At 62.2% G+C, this 15,310-nt stretch carries 12 protein-coding genes; 7 read left to right on the forward strand and 5 right to left on the reverse strand.

The genetic code is table 11. From position 1 onward, the window contains the following. Window positions 1–7: 7 nt before the first annotated feature. Together murU and AB5Y70_RS10755 are read right to left on the reverse strand one after the other, a co-directional pair. Window positions 8–676: an N-acetylmuramate alpha-1-phosphate uridylyltransferase MurU gene (gene murU, locus AB5Y70_RS10750; protein WP_226043813.1), complete on the reverse strand. Its 669-nt coding sequence runs from the start codon at window positions 674–676 to the stop codon at window positions 8–10. Continuing rightward, a complete protein-coding gene (locus tag AB5Y70_RS10755; RefSeq protein WP_279988822.1) occupies window positions 673–1,683 on the reverse strand; it encodes an aminoglycoside phosphotransferase family protein in 1,011 nt (336 codons plus the stop codon). Before AB5Y70_RS10755 ends, murU begins: the two co-directional genes overlap by 4 nt. A gap of 174 nt (window positions 1,684–1,857) precedes the next feature. Here AB5Y70_RS10755 and lptD point away from each other — a divergent pair, with 174 nt between their 5' ends. The 6 genes from lptD to AB5Y70_RS10785 are packed head-to-tail and all read left to right on the forward strand — an operon-like array spanning window position 1,858 to window position 8,656. Continuing rightward, entirely contained in the window at window positions 1,858–4,290 is a 2,433-nt protein-coding gene (gene lptD, locus AB5Y70_RS10760; RefSeq protein ID WP_279988820.1) for an LPS assembly protein LptD, read from the forward strand. A 30-nt stretch (window positions 4,291–4,320) separates the two neighbouring features. Next, window positions 4,321–5,613 (forward strand): peptidylprolyl isomerase SurA, encoded by a 1,293-nt coding sequence (gene surA / locus AB5Y70_RS10765; protein ID WP_279988819.1) that lies wholly within the window; start codon window positions 4,321–4,323, stop codon window positions 5,611–5,613. A 50-nt stretch (window positions 5,614–5,663) separates the two neighbouring features. Further along, window positions 5,664–6,659 carry a 4-hydroxythreonine-4-phosphate dehydrogenase PdxA gene (gene pdxA / locus AB5Y70_RS10770; RefSeq protein WP_082189191.1) on the forward strand — a complete coding sequence of 332 codons (996 nt, stop codon included), beginning with the start codon at window positions 5,664–5,666 and terminating at the stop codon, window positions 6,657–6,659. Continuing rightward, window positions 6,649–7,461: a 16S rRNA (adenine(1518)-N(6)/adenine(1519)-N(6))-dimethyltransferase RsmA gene (rsmA, locus tag AB5Y70_RS10775; RefSeq protein ID WP_010673207.1), complete on the forward strand. Its 813-nt coding sequence runs from the start codon at window positions 6,649–6,651 to the stop codon at window positions 7,459–7,461. The genes pdxA and rsmA overlap by 11 nt, the downstream gene beginning before the upstream one ends. 4 nt (window positions 7,462–7,465) lie before the next feature. Then, window positions 7,466–7,828, forward strand: a complete 363-nt coding sequence (gene apaG / locus AB5Y70_RS10780) for a Co2+/Mg2+ efflux protein ApaG (RefSeq protein ID WP_010673206.1) — start codon at window positions 7,466–7,468, stop codon at window positions 7,826–7,828. 6 nt (window positions 7,829–7,834) lie between these two features. Continuing rightward, a complete protein-coding gene (locus tag AB5Y70_RS10785; RefSeq protein ID WP_039040022.1) occupies window positions 7,835–8,656 on the forward strand; it encodes a symmetrical bis(5'-nucleosyl)-tetraphosphatase in 822 nt (273 codons plus the stop codon). A 126-nt stretch (window positions 8,657–8,782) separates the two neighbouring features. Here AB5Y70_RS10785 and AB5Y70_RS10790 read toward each other — a convergent pair whose 3' ends face one another. Next, the gene (locus AB5Y70_RS10790; RefSeq protein ID WP_279988817.1) at window positions 8,783–9,268 is read right to left on the reverse strand and encodes a 2TM domain-containing protein; all 486 of its coding nucleotides are present in this window, start codon (window positions 9,266–9,268) and stop codon (window positions 8,783–8,785) included. A 184-nt stretch (window positions 9,269–9,452) separates the two neighbouring features. After that, the gene (locus tag AB5Y70_RS10795) at window positions 9,453–10,442 is read right to left on the reverse strand and encodes a luciferase-like monooxygenase (RefSeq protein ID WP_010673203.1); all 990 of its coding nucleotides are present in this window, start codon (window positions 10,440–10,442) and stop codon (window positions 9,453–9,455) included. A gap of 216 nt (window positions 10,443–10,658) precedes the next feature. Here AB5Y70_RS10795 and AB5Y70_RS10800 point away from each other — a divergent pair, with 216 nt between their 5' ends. Further along, the gene (locus AB5Y70_RS10800) at window positions 10,659–13,544 is read left to right on the forward strand and encodes an HD domain-containing phosphohydrolase (RefSeq protein WP_319872542.1); all 2,886 of its coding nucleotides are present in this window, start codon (window positions 10,659–10,661) and stop codon (window positions 13,542–13,544) included. A gap of 70 nt (window positions 13,545–13,614) precedes the next feature. On the opposite strand, the gene AB5Y70_RS10805 is transcribed toward AB5Y70_RS10800, so the two are convergent. Next, the gene (locus AB5Y70_RS10805) at window positions 13,615–14,985 is read right to left on the reverse strand and encodes a YjiH family protein (protein WP_010673201.1); all 1,371 of its coding nucleotides are present in this window, start codon (window positions 14,983–14,985) and stop codon (window positions 13,615–13,617) included. Window positions 14,986–15,310: the final 325 nt, after the last annotated feature.

The raw sequence follows: 15,310 nt of genomic DNA on the forward strand, positions 1-15,310 counted from the left end.
CGTGATGTTAATGGGTGCCGGCGAGCAGTTGCTCGTCCAGCTCGCGCAGCCGATCCACTGTGCCGATGTCGCGCCACTCGCCTGCCAGCAGGCTGCCACCCACCCGTCCCTGCACCATCCAGTCGCGCAGCAGGGGGGCCAGCTTGCGCGCCCCGCAGGGCAAGCCGGCAAAGGCGGCGGGCTGATAGAGGCCGACGCCGCTGAAGGTGAGGGCCGGGGTGTCCAGCACCCGACCCGCTTGCAGGGAGAAGTCCCCTTGCGGATGCTGGGGAGGGTTGGGCACCAGCCAGAGGTGGGCGAGATCGTCCCCAAGCGGCTGGTTCACCAGAGCGCGATAATCCAGGTCGAGCCAGGTATCGCCGTTGATCACCAGAAAGGGTTCGCAGCCCAGCAGGGGCAGCGCCTGCACGATGCCGCCGGCGGTCTCGAGCGCGCTCTCTTCGGCCGACCAGTGGATGGATACCCCGAGTGCACTGCCATCGCCGAGGGCCGCCACCAGCTTGTGTCCGAGCCAGGCGTGGTTGATGACAAGTGTGGTCACGCCGGCTGCCTTGAGTTTTTCGATATGGTGCACGATGAGCGGCTTGCCCCCCGCCGCCAGCAGCGGCTTGGGCAGCAGATCGGTGAGCGGACGCATCCGCTCGCCGCGCCCGGCGGCCAGGATCATCGCCTTCATGATGTCACCCCGGTGCGCGCCAATCCGGGCAGCACCACCTGCTCCAGCCACTGGCCGAAGCGGGCCAGCGCCGGGTAGGTAGCGCCATGGCTGCGACAGACATCAACGACGTAGCCCAGGGTACGGGGAATGTCCTTGAGGTAGCCAGCCTTGCCATCGCGGTGATAGAGGCGGGTGAAGATCCCCGCCGCCTTGAGGTGGCGCTGCATGCCGGTGAGATCGGCTGCGCGACGAAACGCGGCATAGTCCAGATTGCCGAGCAGACCGGCCCCTTGCAGGGTGTCGAAGCCAAGTCGCATGCCCTGCTCGATCACCGCGTCCGGCCAGCGCACGTAGCAATCTTTGAGCAGGGAAACCAGGTCATAGCTCAGCGGCCCGATGACCATGTCCTGGAAGTCGATAAGGGCGAGGTCGCTCTCCGTCGGGTTCATCCCGCCGCACACCATCAGGTTGCGGCTGTGGAAGTCCCGGTGCATTACTCCTTGTGGCTGGGCCAGGTTGCTCGCCGTGAGGCAGGCGAAGGTCTCCGCCAGCAACTGCTGCTCTTCATCGCTCAGGGTCAGTTGCAGGTGATGTCCCAGCAACCACTCGGGGAAGATAGCATTTTCACGGGCCATGAAGGCCTCATCGAAGGGCTCGAGCTCGAGCGCCACGGCGCCGAGCCTTGGCAGCAGGGCGATGGCCTTGCCATACCAGGCCAGTACGCTCGCTTCGTTCAGGCAGCCGATAAGCTGGGTATCCCCCAGATCCGTCACCGCCAGCAATCCCTGCTCGTAGTCGACCCCCTTTACCTCGGGGGCCAGCAGCCCCGCATCGTGCAGGGCGGCCGCATTGCGAACGAATTCATGATTTTTTTCGGTTTTCGGATTAGCATCCACCCACACCAGACCGCCGCCCCGGAAGTAGCGGCGGAAACTGGCGTCACCGGAAATAAGCGTCAACGAGAGGTTGGCGTCACCGGAAATCCGGCGAGCCCATTGCAAAAGCAGGGAAGCGCGATCGTGCATGAGTCGGGAACCAAATTGGAAAGCAGCACTTGGCTGTTAGCCCTGGCCGCAATAATGCTTTATCATTGCCGGCTAACATAAAGCAATGACATGCAATGTCAACTCGATGGATCCTGACATAAAATGCATGCCCTGAATCCACCGTTTTTACTACGGATTGCGCGAGCCTTTCACATGACAAAATGGACACTGGGATACTCCTGTCCCATCGCCCTGACCATCAGCCTTGTTCCTGCCCTGAACCCGCTCATGGCCCAGGCAGCGCCACTCAATGCGCCACCCGCTACCGGGATCCTCGACAGCCTCTGCTATGACTATGTTCCCAAGATAGAGAAGCCCAGTGCGGACCAGGACGCCAATGCCCAGCCCGTCGAGGTGGATGCCGATCGCCTGGAGGCCAAGCAGGGCGGTACCGCCGTCTACGAGGGTGACGTCAAGGTGCGCCAGGGCGTGCGCAAGTTCGACTCCGACTATGCCCAGCTCGACCAGAAGAGCCGGGATGTCATCGCCATCGGCAACATCTATTACAACGATGGCCAGATCACGGTCACCAGCGACAAAACCCTGAAATCCAACCTGGACACCAAGAACTCCGAGCTGGAAGAGGGCAAGTATCAGGTCCATGGCTCACCGGTGCGCGGCTTCGCCGAAAAGGTGACCATGACCAACAACAACCAGAACATCACTCTGGAAGGGGCCCAGTACACCACCTGCCCACCGGGCCAGGAGGCCTGGACCCTGAAGGCCGGCAGCATCGACATCGATCAGTCCGAGGTATTTGGGGAGGCCTGGAACGCCAGCCTCTGGCTCTATGACTATCCGGTCTTCTACTTCCCCTATATCAACTTCCCCATCAAGGATGAGCGCAAGACCGGTCTGCTCTACCCGGGCTATACCCAAAGCTCCAAGAACGGTATGGACATCACCCAGCCGTTCTACTGGAACATCGCCCCCAACTACGATGCCACCATCACCTCCCGCTTCATGGACAGACGGGGCCTGATGGAACAGGTCGAGTTCCGCTACATGCCGGACCCGGCCCACGTGGGGAGCCTCTACTTCGAGAACCTGGCGGACGACAAGCAGTACGACGAGACGGCCAGCCTCAATCAGCATCTCTCTGATGGTCACCGTTACCTGCTCAGTGCCCGCCACACCTCCATGTTCATGGACAACGCCATGCGGGTGTCGGTGGACTACACCAAGGTACGGGACCAGGACTACAACTACTTCAACGACTTCACCCCCAAGGTGGGGACCCAGGTCGACAACCAGTTGCAGCAATCCCTGAAGGCGGGTTACTACCAGCAGAACTGGAACCTCGATGCCGAGGTACGGACCTACCAGATCCTGCTGGCCAGCGCCCAGCAGCCCCACGAGCTGATGCCGCGCATCAACCACAACTACTACCAGCAGGGCAGCTGGTACGATCTGGCCTGGAATACCGAGCTGACCAACTTCGGCTACAACAACGATCAGGCCATCGAGCAGAACAAGGGTGAAGCCTACACCGGCCCCCGGGTCTACACGGCCCCCACCCTGACCATCCCCCTCGTTGACGAGGCGGGTTACTTCCTCGACAGCCAGTACAAGCTGATGTACACCCGTTACGACCAGACGGTGCCTGACCAGATGAGCAGCACCTTCACCAATCGTTTCACCCCGAGAGAGGGCGGCGACGTCACCCTGGAAGAGGGGACCATCACACGGGTACTGCCCTCGTTCCGTCTCAAGGGCGGCATGACCTTCGAGCGGGATCAGCAGTGGTTTGGCGAGGGCGCCAACCAGACCTTGGAGCCTGAGTTCCAGTACCTCTATGTGCCCTACAAGGATCAGGACAACATCGGCGTCTATGACTCCACCACCATGCGCCAGGACTACTACAGCCTGTTCAGCGATCGCCGCTTCGCCGGTCTGGACCGCATCAGCGACTCCAACCGGCTCTCCTTGGGGGTCACCACCCGCATTTATGATCCGGCCGGGGATGAACGAATCCGGTTGGCCGTTGCCCAAGCCTTCGACTTCGTGGCGCCCAGGGTCAAGCTTTACAGCAGCGATGAGCTGAGCACCAATACCCGCTCCCCGCTGTCGTTCGAGGGTGACGCCAAGATCAACGAGCAGTGGTATGCCCATGCGGGGGCACAATATGATATGGAACAGCGCCAGATAAGCTCTGCCAACAGCGCCCTGGAGTACCGTCACGAGAAGTTGATCAGCCAGTTGAACCACCGCTTCGTGCGGGATGCCAACTACGACCTCGACCACAAGGGGCAGGTGACGGATCTCAACCAGATCGGCCTGCTGCTGACCACCCCGCTGGACGATCGCTGGCACCTTTATGGCGGCTACTATCAGGAGCTCAATCAGAACGTCAAAGTGGACCGCAAGGTGGGTCTGAAATACGACTCCTGCTGCTGGAGCATCAACTTCAACCTGGAATGGGTCAACACGCCAGACAACGTGAACCTGACCCCGACGTCCGAGCGCAGCCTCGGCATTCAATTTGAAATGAAAGGATTGGGTAGCGTGGGTACCGGCTCCAAGGGCACTTCCCTGGACACCGAAGCACTGCCTTACATTCGTCCGTTTAACCTGCGAGACCAGTAATCGGTCTGGCAAACGCCTTGAGAGATGGATATGAAGAAGACGTTGATTTCCCTGCTGACCGCAGGCCTGTTCGGAGTCATGAGCCAGGGTGCCCTCGCCGCCCCCGAGCTGATGGACAAGGTGCTGGCCGTGGTCAACAAGGATGTGGTGCTGGCCAGTCAGCAGGAGGCCCTGGTGCAAAAGGTCAAGGCCTCTGCCCAGGAGAGCGGCCAGTCCCTGCCCGATGACGTCACCCTGCGCAAGCAGGCGCTGGATCGCCTGATCCAGGAGAGCCTGCAACTGCAACTGGCGGAGCGCCAGGGGCTCAAGATCAGTGACACCCAGCTGGAACAGGCCATTCAGAGCATCGCCGCCGACAACAAGATGAACCTGGAGCAACTGCGCGCCCAGCTGGAGCGGGAAGGCCTGACCTACGCCCAGTACCGTGAGGAGGTGCGCCGCGAAATCCTGATGAACGAGGTGCGCCGCAGCCAGGTCCGCCGTCGCATCAACATCTCCGATCAGGAGGTCAAGCAGGTGGTCGAGGCCCTGAGCAAACAGGGCCAGCAGCAGACGTCATATCATATCGGCCATATCCAGGTCGCGCTGCCGGACAACCCGAATGCCGAGCAGCTCAACGCTGCCAAGGCCAAGATCGAGCGCATTCTGGCGTCCCTGAAAGAGGGTGCCGACTTCCGCAAGCTGGCCATTGCCGAGAGTAACGGTCCCAAGGCGCTGGAAGGGGGTGACTGGGGCTGGTTGAGCCCGCAGGAGATGCCCACCCTGATGGCGGAAGCCGTGCAAGGGGCCGGCAAGGGTGACATCGTCGGCCCGCTGCGCTCCGGCGCCGGTCTGCACATCATCAAGATCTTCGACACCAAGGGCCAGCAACAGGTCATGCAGACCGAGGTCAAGGCGCGCCACATCCTGATCAAGCCCTCCATCATCCTGAGCGAGGAGAAGGCCAAGGGCAGCCTGGACGGCATCCTGCACGACATCAAGAGCGGCAAGGCCAGCTTTGCCAGCATGGCAGAGAAATACTCCGAGGATCCGGGCTCTGCGGTGCAGGGTGGCGAGCTCGGCTGGTCTGATCCCAACGTCTATGTACCGGAGTTCCGCGACATGCTGGGTCGCCTGCAACCGGGCCAGATCAGCGAACCCTTCCGCACCAGCCACGGCTGGCACATCGTGCAGCTCGAGGATCGCCGCAGCCAGGACGCCACCGGCAAGGCCCAGGAGCAACGCGCCTACCAGCTCATCTTCAACCGCCGCTTCGCCGAAGAGTCCCAGGCCTGGCTGGATGAGCTGCGCGACGAAGCCTACATCCAGATCGAACCCAATTGATGGGCGACACTCAGATGAACAAGGTGCATCCAGGGCACGCCGAGGCACAACTGAGCTGCCACCGGCTTGCCATCACCCCGGGTGAACCGGCCGGGATCGGTCCGGATCTGGTGCTGCAGATTGCCCAGCGGGCCTGGCCCCATCAGCTGGTGGTGATCGCCGATCCCGCCCTGTTGCGCGAACGGGCCGCCCTGCTGGGGCTGCCCGTCGAGCTTGAACCCTATGACGAAAGCGCCCCCACCCGTCCGCAGCGAGCGGGGACTCTGACCGTCTGCCCCGTGCCGCTCGGCGCCCCCGTGGTGCCAGGCAAGCTGGATGAGGGTAACGGCGCCTATGTGCTGGCCACCTTGCAGCGCGCCTGCGACGGCAACCTGAGCGGCGAATTCGCCGCCGTGGTGACCGGGCCGGTGCACAAGGGGATCATCAACCAGGCAGGCGTCTCGTTCAGCGGTCACACCGAGTTCTTCGCCCAGCAGTCCGACACCGCCGATGTGGTGATGCTGCTGGCCACCGAAGGGCTGAGAGTGGCCCTCGCGACCACCCATATTCCCCTTGCCTATGTGGCCAAGGCCATCACCGAAGATCGCCTTGGCAAGGTAATCCGCATCCTGAATGCGGATCTCAAGCGCAAGTTCGGCATCGAACACCCCCGGATCTATGTCTGCGGCCTCAATCCCCATGCCGGGGAAGGGGGTCATCTGGGCCGTGAAGAGATCGATGTCATCGAACCCGCCCTGGCCGCCCTGCGCCAGGAAGGGATCGATCTGGTCGGCCCGCTGCCGGCCGATACCCTGTTCCAGGACAAATACCTCAAGGATGCGGATGCGGTACTCGCCATGTACCACGATCAGGGGCTGCCCGTGCTCAAGTACAAGGGCTTTGGCAACTCGGTCAACATCACCCTCGGACTTCCCTTCATCCGTACCTCGGTGGACCACGGCACCGCGCTGGATCTGGCAGGCAAGAACCTGGCAGACCCCGGCAGCCTCACCACCGCGATCAACCACGCCATCCAGATGGTAGAGAAAAAAAGATATGAGCAGTAAGGTGCACATGGGCCACACGGCCCGTAAGCGTTTCGGTCAGAACTTCTTGCACGACCGGTATGTGATCGACCAGATAGTGGCCGCCATCAACCCGCAACCGGGTCAGAATCTGGTGGAGATTGGCCCGGGTCTGGCCGCGCTCACCGAGCCGGTCGCCGCCCAGATGGACAAGATGACCGTGGTCGAGCTGGACCGGGATCTTGCCGCACGTCTGCGCGAACACCCCACCCTGAAAGAGAAGCTGACCGTCATCGAAGCCGATGCCATGCGCTTTGACTTCAGCACCCTGATGGGGGAAGGCAAGGGGCCGCTGCGCATCTTCGGCAACCTGCCCTACAACATCTCCACCCCGCTCATCTTCCACCTGTGCGAATTTGCCGACCGGGTGGAGGACATGCACTTCATGCTGCAAAAGGAAGTGGTACTGCGTCTGGCCGCCGGCCCGGGCAGCAAGGCCTATGGCCGTCTGAGCGTGATGACCCAGTACTACTGTCAGGTAGTGCCGGTGCTGGAAGTGGGCCCGGGCGCCTTCAAGCCGGCGCCGAAGGTGGATTCCGCCGTGGTGCGTCTGATCCCGCACAAGAACCCGACTATCGTCGCGAAAGACATTCGTTGCCTGAACCGGGTCTGCACCGAAGGCTTCGGCCAGCGTCGCAAGACCATTCGCAACAGCTTCTCCAACTTCATCACCGACGCCCAGCTGACCGAGCTTGGCATCGATGGCAACCTGCGCCCGGAGAATCTCTCCCTCGAGCAGTTCGTCACGATCGCCAACTGGCTGGCCGACCAGCAACAGGCCTGATCCCATGACCCAAGCCCGGATAGTGGTCCGCCCCCACCCAAGCTATGTGGCGGGAACCGCAGATCCCTACCATTTTCTCTATCGCATCGAGATTGAGAACCTGGGTCCGGGCACGGTGCAACTGCTGCATCGACGCTGGCTCATTACGGATGCCAATGGCAAGATGCTGGAAGTGGAAGGTCCCGGCGTGGTCGGTGAACAACCCCTGATCGCCCCCGGCGAGACCTTTTCCTACCAGAGTGGCGTTCCCCTCGCCACACCGCTTGGCGTGATGGAAGGCAGCTACATCCTGCAGGATGAATCGGGGCAACAATTCGAAGCCCCCATCGCCCCCTTCACGCTGGCCGTCCCCAACATAATCAACTGAGGTTTCATGGCGAACTGTTTCGTCGGTGATATCCAGGGCTGCTACGACGATTTGCGCCGTCTGCTGGATCTTGCCGAGTTCGACTTCGATAACGACACGCTCTGGCTGTGCGGCGATCTCGTCGCCCGGGGGCCGGACTCCCTCAACACCCTGCGTTTCGTCAAATCACTGGGGCAGCAGGCCGTCACCGTGCTCGGCAACCACGACCTGCACCTGCTGGCGGTGGCCCACGGAGTCGCCCCGCTCAAGAAGAAAGACAAGCTGCAGGCGCTGATGGAGGCGCCGGATCGGGACGAGCTGCTGGAGTGGCTGCGTCACCGTCCCCTGCTGGCAGAACACCCCGACCTGCCCATCATGATGGTGCATGCGGGCCTCTCCCCCGCCTGGGACGCCCACACCGCCCGCAGTTGTGCCCGGGAGGTGGAGAGCCTGCTGCGCGGGGATCAGTACAGCTGGCTGCTGCACAACATGTATGGCGATCAGCCCGACAGCTGGAACGACAACCTGCTGGGCATAGAACGTTACCGCTACATCATCAACAGCTTCACCCGGATGCGCTTTTGCTACTTCGACGGGCGCCTCGACTTCAAATGCAAGAAGGGCCCCACCGAATCGACCCCGGGCCTGCGCCCCTGGTTCGAGCAGCGCGAGCACCATGTGGATGACCCCATCCTGGTCTTCGGCCACTGGGCGGCCCTGATGGGCAACACCGGCAAATCCGATATCAAGGGACTCGACACCGGGTGCGTCTGGGGCAACAGCCTCACCCTGTGGCGCTACGAGGACGACGCCCTGATCGCCACCCCCTGCCCGGCCTATGCCAAGTAGAGCGGCTCTTTGCGGAACAAGGGAATGATCCGCCGTTGAGAGGAGAGCAATGCCCTCTCCTGCGAAATGGAGCTGAAAACAGAACGGGCCCGGCAATGCCGGGCCCGTTTTTTCATGATGAGCGGATCAGAGCCTGCGCCCCAGCCGTTTCTCGACCTGGCGCCGCTCCCATTCCGGGCCAAACAGCTTGAAGGGCTGGAACAGGTTGATGGCGTGAGAAGCCAGCCCCAACCCCCAGCCCATCATGGGCCACCAGGCCCAGATATAGTCCGGGTTGCTCAGGTAGTTGATCACAAACAGCCCCCCTATCACCAGCACATAGCTCATGAGGTGGCCATAGAAGCCCCTGAGCCCCTCCACGAACTTCATCGCCTCCCGCTCATCTCGCGCCACCTGCACGCGTCCCCGATCTTCGCCCTCATTCCCTTTCATCTCGCTCTCCTGCAGTTGGGTCACATCGAGCTCGAAGACGGCGGCCAGGGCCTTGAGGGATTCCAGTCCGGGTTGTTGTCCCTGCTCTATTCGCTGAATGGTGCGAACGCTCAGGCCTGTGAGGGTCGCCAGCTGTTCCTGGGACCATCCCCGTTGCAATCTCAACTTCCTGACGATCATCTTGCGCTCCTTGTGGTGATTGACAGGGCCAGCATAGGGAAAGGGGATGAGAGGCGACACGACAGATGGCCGACACTCACCTGACTTCCTTTAAAAATCATAAGCTTACTACCACGCAATCGTGGCTCTTGCGCCCCGAGCAACCAGGCTTGGCGTGCCGCTGGCGGCCAGGCGTCGCGGGGGCTTACAACCCCTGCATCAGCTCGGCACCAATCTCGAAGGAGCGCAGGCGCGCCTGATGATCGACGATGGGGCCGTTGAACATCAGCTCGTCCGCTCCGGTCTCTGCCAGCAGAGCCTTGAGGCCGTGGCGTACCCGATCCGGCTCCCCCACCAGGGAGCGAGCCAGGGTCTGCTCCATCGCCATCAATTCGCGGGGAGACCACTCATCCCCCAGCGTCTGCACCGGCAGTGGCAGCTTGCCGGCATCCCCCCGGTAGAGACGCAGGAACTGCTGCTGCAGGGTGGTGAACAGGAAGCGGGCCTCACGATCGGTGTCGGCGGCGATCAGATTGACGCACACCACCGCATGGGGTTTGGGCCAGCGGGCAGAGGGACGGTATTGGGTACGGTAGATCTCCAGCGCCTGCAGCAACATGGCGGGAGCGAAGTGGGAAGCAAAGCCGAACGGCAACCCCATGGCCGCTGCCAGTTGGGCACTGTAGAGGCTGGATCCCAGCAGCCAGATGGGCACATGGAGTCCCTGACCCGGCACCGCCTGCACGGCACCGACCTCGTCGCCAAAATAACTCATCAGTTCGCGCACATCCGCCGGGAAGTCATCCACCTCGCCGCTGCGCTGGCGGCGCAGCGCCTGCATGGTGCGCTGATCGCTGCCAGGGGCGCGGCCCAGACCGAGATCGATGCGATCCGGATAGAGGGAACTCAGCGTGCCGAACTGCTCCGCAATGACCAGGGGGGAGTGGTTCGGCAACATGATGCCGCCAGCCCCGAGCCGCAACGTCGTGGTGCCCCCGGCCAAGTGGCCAATCAGCACCGCTGTGGCGGCGCTGGCAATGCCCGGCATGTTGTGGTGCTCCGCCAGCCAGTAGCGGTGGTAGCCCCAGCGCTCCGCATGGCGAGCCAGATCCAGCGAGTGGCGAAACGACTCGGCCGGTAGACCACCTTCGGGAACGGGCACCAGATCCAGCACGGAATAGGGGACGACAGACATGGGACACTCCATTGGTTCACAGGGCGTTTATCAGGGGAGCAATGTAGCACGAGATATCGGAACGAATCATCTCACCACAGGGCAAGGGGGCAGCACGAAGGCCGACTGTTGATTTCGGGCCGAAAAGCGCAAGATCGAGTCCTAGGCTTTTTGTCATCCAGCAAGCACACTGTTAGGTGGCCAATACGGCGATCGCCAGGGGACAAGGATCCGTCCATGACAAACGCAAGTCTCAGTCGCAGACCCTTTTACGTACACATTGCCACCCTTTTCATCCTGCTCTTCTCCTTGCTGGGGGGCGCCCTCATCGTGCTGCAGTTCCAGCAGGGCATGCAGCAGGGGCTGGAGCACGAACGTCAGAGCTTCCAGCAATACCGGGAGCAGCTTGCCCTCGCCATCAAGCTGAACCAGCGACCGGCCCGCATGACCCTGAATCTGCTGCGCAGCGGCCAGCTGTCCGCCATGACAGACCTCGAGACGCGGCTCGCCTTCCTGCCCCAGCTGGCGGAAGTACTGGCCAACAGCACCAGTTACGGCGCCATCTATGCCGGTTACGAGGACGGCGATTTCTTTCTTGTACGCAAGCTGACCGAACGGGCGAGAGGGGCGCTGGAGGCGCCTCCGCCCGAGAGCCGCCTGCTGGTCCAGAGCCTGCATCAGGGACAGGGAGAGTTCCTCTATTTCGACCAGCGGCTGCGGCTGCTGGAGCGGCGCCCCATGCCGGACTACCGTTTCGATCCGCGAGATCGGGGCTGGTACAAGGAGGCGCGCTGGAGCACGGGCATCATAGTGACCCACCCCTACCTCTTCTTCACTACCCGGGAGCCAGGTATGACACTGGCGGTGGAGAGCGACAATCGCCGGGCGGTGATCGGGCTCGATGCGGGCGTGGAGGGGCTCTCTTCCCTCATCGGCGAGTTGCCCCTGCCCGGTCACAGCCAGCTGGTGCTGTTTGACGAGGTCGGGACCCTGCTGGCCACGGATCCCGAGCGCCTCCCAAGCTTCGAGCAACTGAGCCGCCTGCCCATGCTGTCGGCCCTCAATCACCCCATTCTCACCAGGCTGCAACAGGAGATGGCTGCGCGGCCTGCCCTGCTGCATCACCCCGCCGAGCTGACCCTGGCAACGGTTCAGGGTCAGGAGTGGCTGGTCAATCTCTCCTCCCTCGGGGAAGAGTCCCCGTTTTATCTCGCCCTCCTGGTGCCCACCGAGGTGCTCACCGCCCCGGCGCGCCAGGATGCGCTGCACAATCTCGCCTGGGCCCTTGCCGGTCTGCTGCTCCTGCTGCCCGTCATCTGGCTGGCTGCCCGGCGCACTGCCGCCCCCTTGCTGGTATTGACCGGGGAGGCTGAGCGGATCCAGCACTTCGACTTTGGCGAAAGCCCGGGGCCGGATTCGGCAATCCGCGAAATTGACGACCTCGCCCGCGCCATGTCCAGCATGCGCCTGACCCTCGGCAATTTCATGAACATGGGCAGGGCACTGGCGGCAGAGCATCGCTTCGATTCATTGCTCAGCCGTATCCTGCACGAGACGGTGGCGGCTGCCCAGGCCGAGGGCGGCTGCCTCTTCCTGGCCCAGGAGAGCGAGATGCAGGCCGTTCACGCCATCTGGCAGGGGCAGCCGCTGGCGTGCGAACAGGTACAGTGGCAGGCGGCGCTGCTCGGCGGTCTCTACCACACGGAGCGCCTCTGCCTGCCCCTCGACGAGGCACAGTGGGCCCGCTACCTCACCGACTGGGGCCCCTTCCCTGGTGCCTGCCAACTGCTGGTCGAGCCCCTTCACAACCACCGTCAGGAGCTGATCGGCTGCCTGCTGCTGATCCTGCCAGACTGCTCGGCCCGCGAACTGGCCTCGCGCATCAGCCTCATCGAGGCGCTGGCGGGCACTTCCTCCTCCGCCATCGAAAACCAGCGCCTGCTGGAGGAGCAGAAGCAACTGCTGGAAGCCTTCATCGAGCTCATCGCCGGTGCCATCGATGCCAAGAGCCCCTACACCGGCGGCCACTGCCAGCGGGTGCCGGAACTGGCCAGGATGCTGACCCAGGCTGCCTGCTCACAGCAGACGGGGCCCTTTGCCGATTTCCGGCTCAACGAAGAGGAGTGGGAGGCCATCCATATTGCGAGCTGGCTGCACGACTGCGGCAAGGTCACCACCCCGGAGTTCGTGGTGGACAAGGCGACCAAGCTCGAGACCATCTACGGCAGGATCCACGAGATCCGCACCCGCTTCGAGGTGCTCAAGCGGGATGCCCACATCGAGGCACTCTGCGCCCTGCTGCCCCCATCCGGGCAGCAGGCCGCCCTCGAGGCCCTGCTCCCCCTCTGGCACACCCTGGATCAGGAGTTTGCCTTCGTGGCCGAGTGCAATCTGGGGGGCGAGTGGATGGCGCCGGAGAAGCTAGCCAGGCTGGATGCCATTGCCAGCCGCACCTGGTTGCGCACTCTGGACGATCGGCTCGGTATCAGTCAGGAGGAACGCAAGCGCCACCAGGAGGCCCCCTCTCCCCTCCCCTGCCGAGAGTCGCTGCTCGCCGACAAGGCGGTCCATCTCATCCCTCGCCCCGAGCACGACAATCTCGCCCGACACAACCCATGGGGCTTCAAGGTGCGGGTGCCCACCCACCTCTACAACCGGGGGGAACGCTACAACCTCGCCATCGGCCGTGGCACCCTCACCGAAGAGGAGCGCTACAAGATCAACGATCACATCATCCAGACCATACGCATGCTGGAGAAGCTCCCCTTCCCCCGCCATTTGCGCAAGGTGCCGGAGATTGCGGGGGGCCATCACGAGCGGATGGACGGCACGGGCTATCCGCGCCAGTTGCAAGGGGGGCAGATGAGCATTCCCGCCCGCATCATGGCCATTGCAGACATCTTCGAGGCGCTGACGGCGAGCGATCGCCCCTACAAGTCTGGCAAAACGGTCTCCCAGTCCCTGGCCATCATGGTGAAGATGGTGCAGGAACAGCACATAGACCCGGCCCTGTTTGCCCTCTTCATCGAGAGCGGCATCTGGCGGGACTACGCCAGACGCTTCCTCGCCCCCGAGCAGCTGGACGAGGTCGAATGCCAGGCCCTGCTGGCAGGATCACACTGACCTTCCGCCGACACTCGCCCATAAAAAAACGGTCAACCCGGGTTGACCGTTTTTCGTTCCACTTCGTCCCTTAGAACAGCAGGTGCGCCACACCGGCAATCACCGGCAGGGTGACCAGGGTGCGCAGCAGGAAGATGACGAACAGCTCCCACAACTTGACCGGGATCTTGCTGCCCAGCAACAGAGCGCCCACTTCCGACATGTAGATGAGCTGGGTGACCGACATGGCGGCGATCACGAAGCGGGTGATGTCGCTCTCGATGGTGGAGGCCAGCACCGCCGGGATGAACATGTCAGCGAAGCCCACCATGATGGTCTTGGAAGCGGCTTCCGCCTCCGGTAGTTGCAGCAGCTCGAGCAAAGGCACGAAGGGCGCCCCCAGCCAGTTGAACACCGGGGTGTGCTCCGCCAGCATCAGGGCACAGGTCCCGACGGCCATCACCACCGGCAGCACGCCAAATACCATGTCCAGGGCGTTTTTCACCCCTTCACGAGCCACGGCGCCGAGATCCGTCATGCTGTCGGCCTTGGTCAGGGCACGATGGTAGCCGTAGCTCAGCACGCTGTGCTGATGGGGGATGGCCTCCTGCTTGCGGCACAGGGGAGTACCGTCGCTGTAGACATCCTTCTTCCAGGAGAGCGGCGGCAGGCGCGGTACCACGATGGCGGCCACCACACCGGCCAGGCAGACGGTCAGGTAGAAGGGGACGAACATATGCTCCAGCTTCACCTGGGAGATCACCACCAGACAGAAGGTGATGGAGACGGCGGAGAAGGTGGTACCGATGACGGCTGCTTCCCGCTGGGTGTAGAACTTGCCTTCATACTGCTTGCTGGTCAGCAGGATCCCGACGCTGCCATCACCGAGCCAGGAGGCGAAGCAATCCACCGCAGAACGACCCGGCAGACGGAACACCGGACGCATGATCCGGGTCATCATGGTACCGACAAACTCCAGCAGACCAAAATCCAGCAGCAAGGGCAGCAGCAGGCCCGCAAAGATGAAGACGGAGAACAGTACCGGCAGCAGATCATGCAGCACCAGGCCACCGGTCGCCCCTGAGCGCAGCACCTCGGGACCGGCTTCAAAGAAGGTCAACAGCACGAAGACCCCGCCCAGCACCCGCACGCACGCCCAGAAGGGGGAGACGTTGAACAGGCTGTTGAGGAAGGGGCGTTTTACCAGGATCGCCGGTTTGAACAGCCAGGCGATCAGGGTCATCAGCATGGTGGTGGTGATGATGGCGCTGACCATGGCCACCAGATGATCGGCAAACACCGTTTGAACCAGCTTCGCCAACACGGCGACGGGAATGGTGACATTGCCGTCATAGATGACCGGGGTCATGAACAGCAGGATCCCGATCAGTGACGGGATCAAAAACATCAGCACGTTGCGGCGAGTACGGATTGCCGGTGCTTCCAGGGTCTTTTCCAACATATAAACAGCCTTAAATGTGACTTTTCCTTCAGCCGGGCCGCCTGCATACTCATGCCCTCGCCCGGAAAACGGGCGCAAGAATAACCCAAAAAACTGCACAAACAAGCCGTTAATTGATCATTTCAAGCATAAATATTTTATCAGGCGAACCATCCATAAGAACAAACCAAAACAGTCATGCATATCGATTCAATTTGAATGGTTAGCATAATGTTTCATACAGGTTACATTCAGGTGCGCAGTATAATCCGCAGCCACTGTCAGGCAATAAGAGACATGAAAAATATATCTATAGGGTGACCCCGTCGATCCTCCCATAAAAAAA

Origin of the sequence: Aeromonas sp. s1(2024), assembly GCF_040908005.1 — a bacterium.
In the GTDB taxonomy this organism is placed as follows: domain Bacteria; phylum Pseudomonadota; class Gammaproteobacteria; order Enterobacterales; family Aeromonadaceae; genus Aeromonas; species Aeromonas caviae.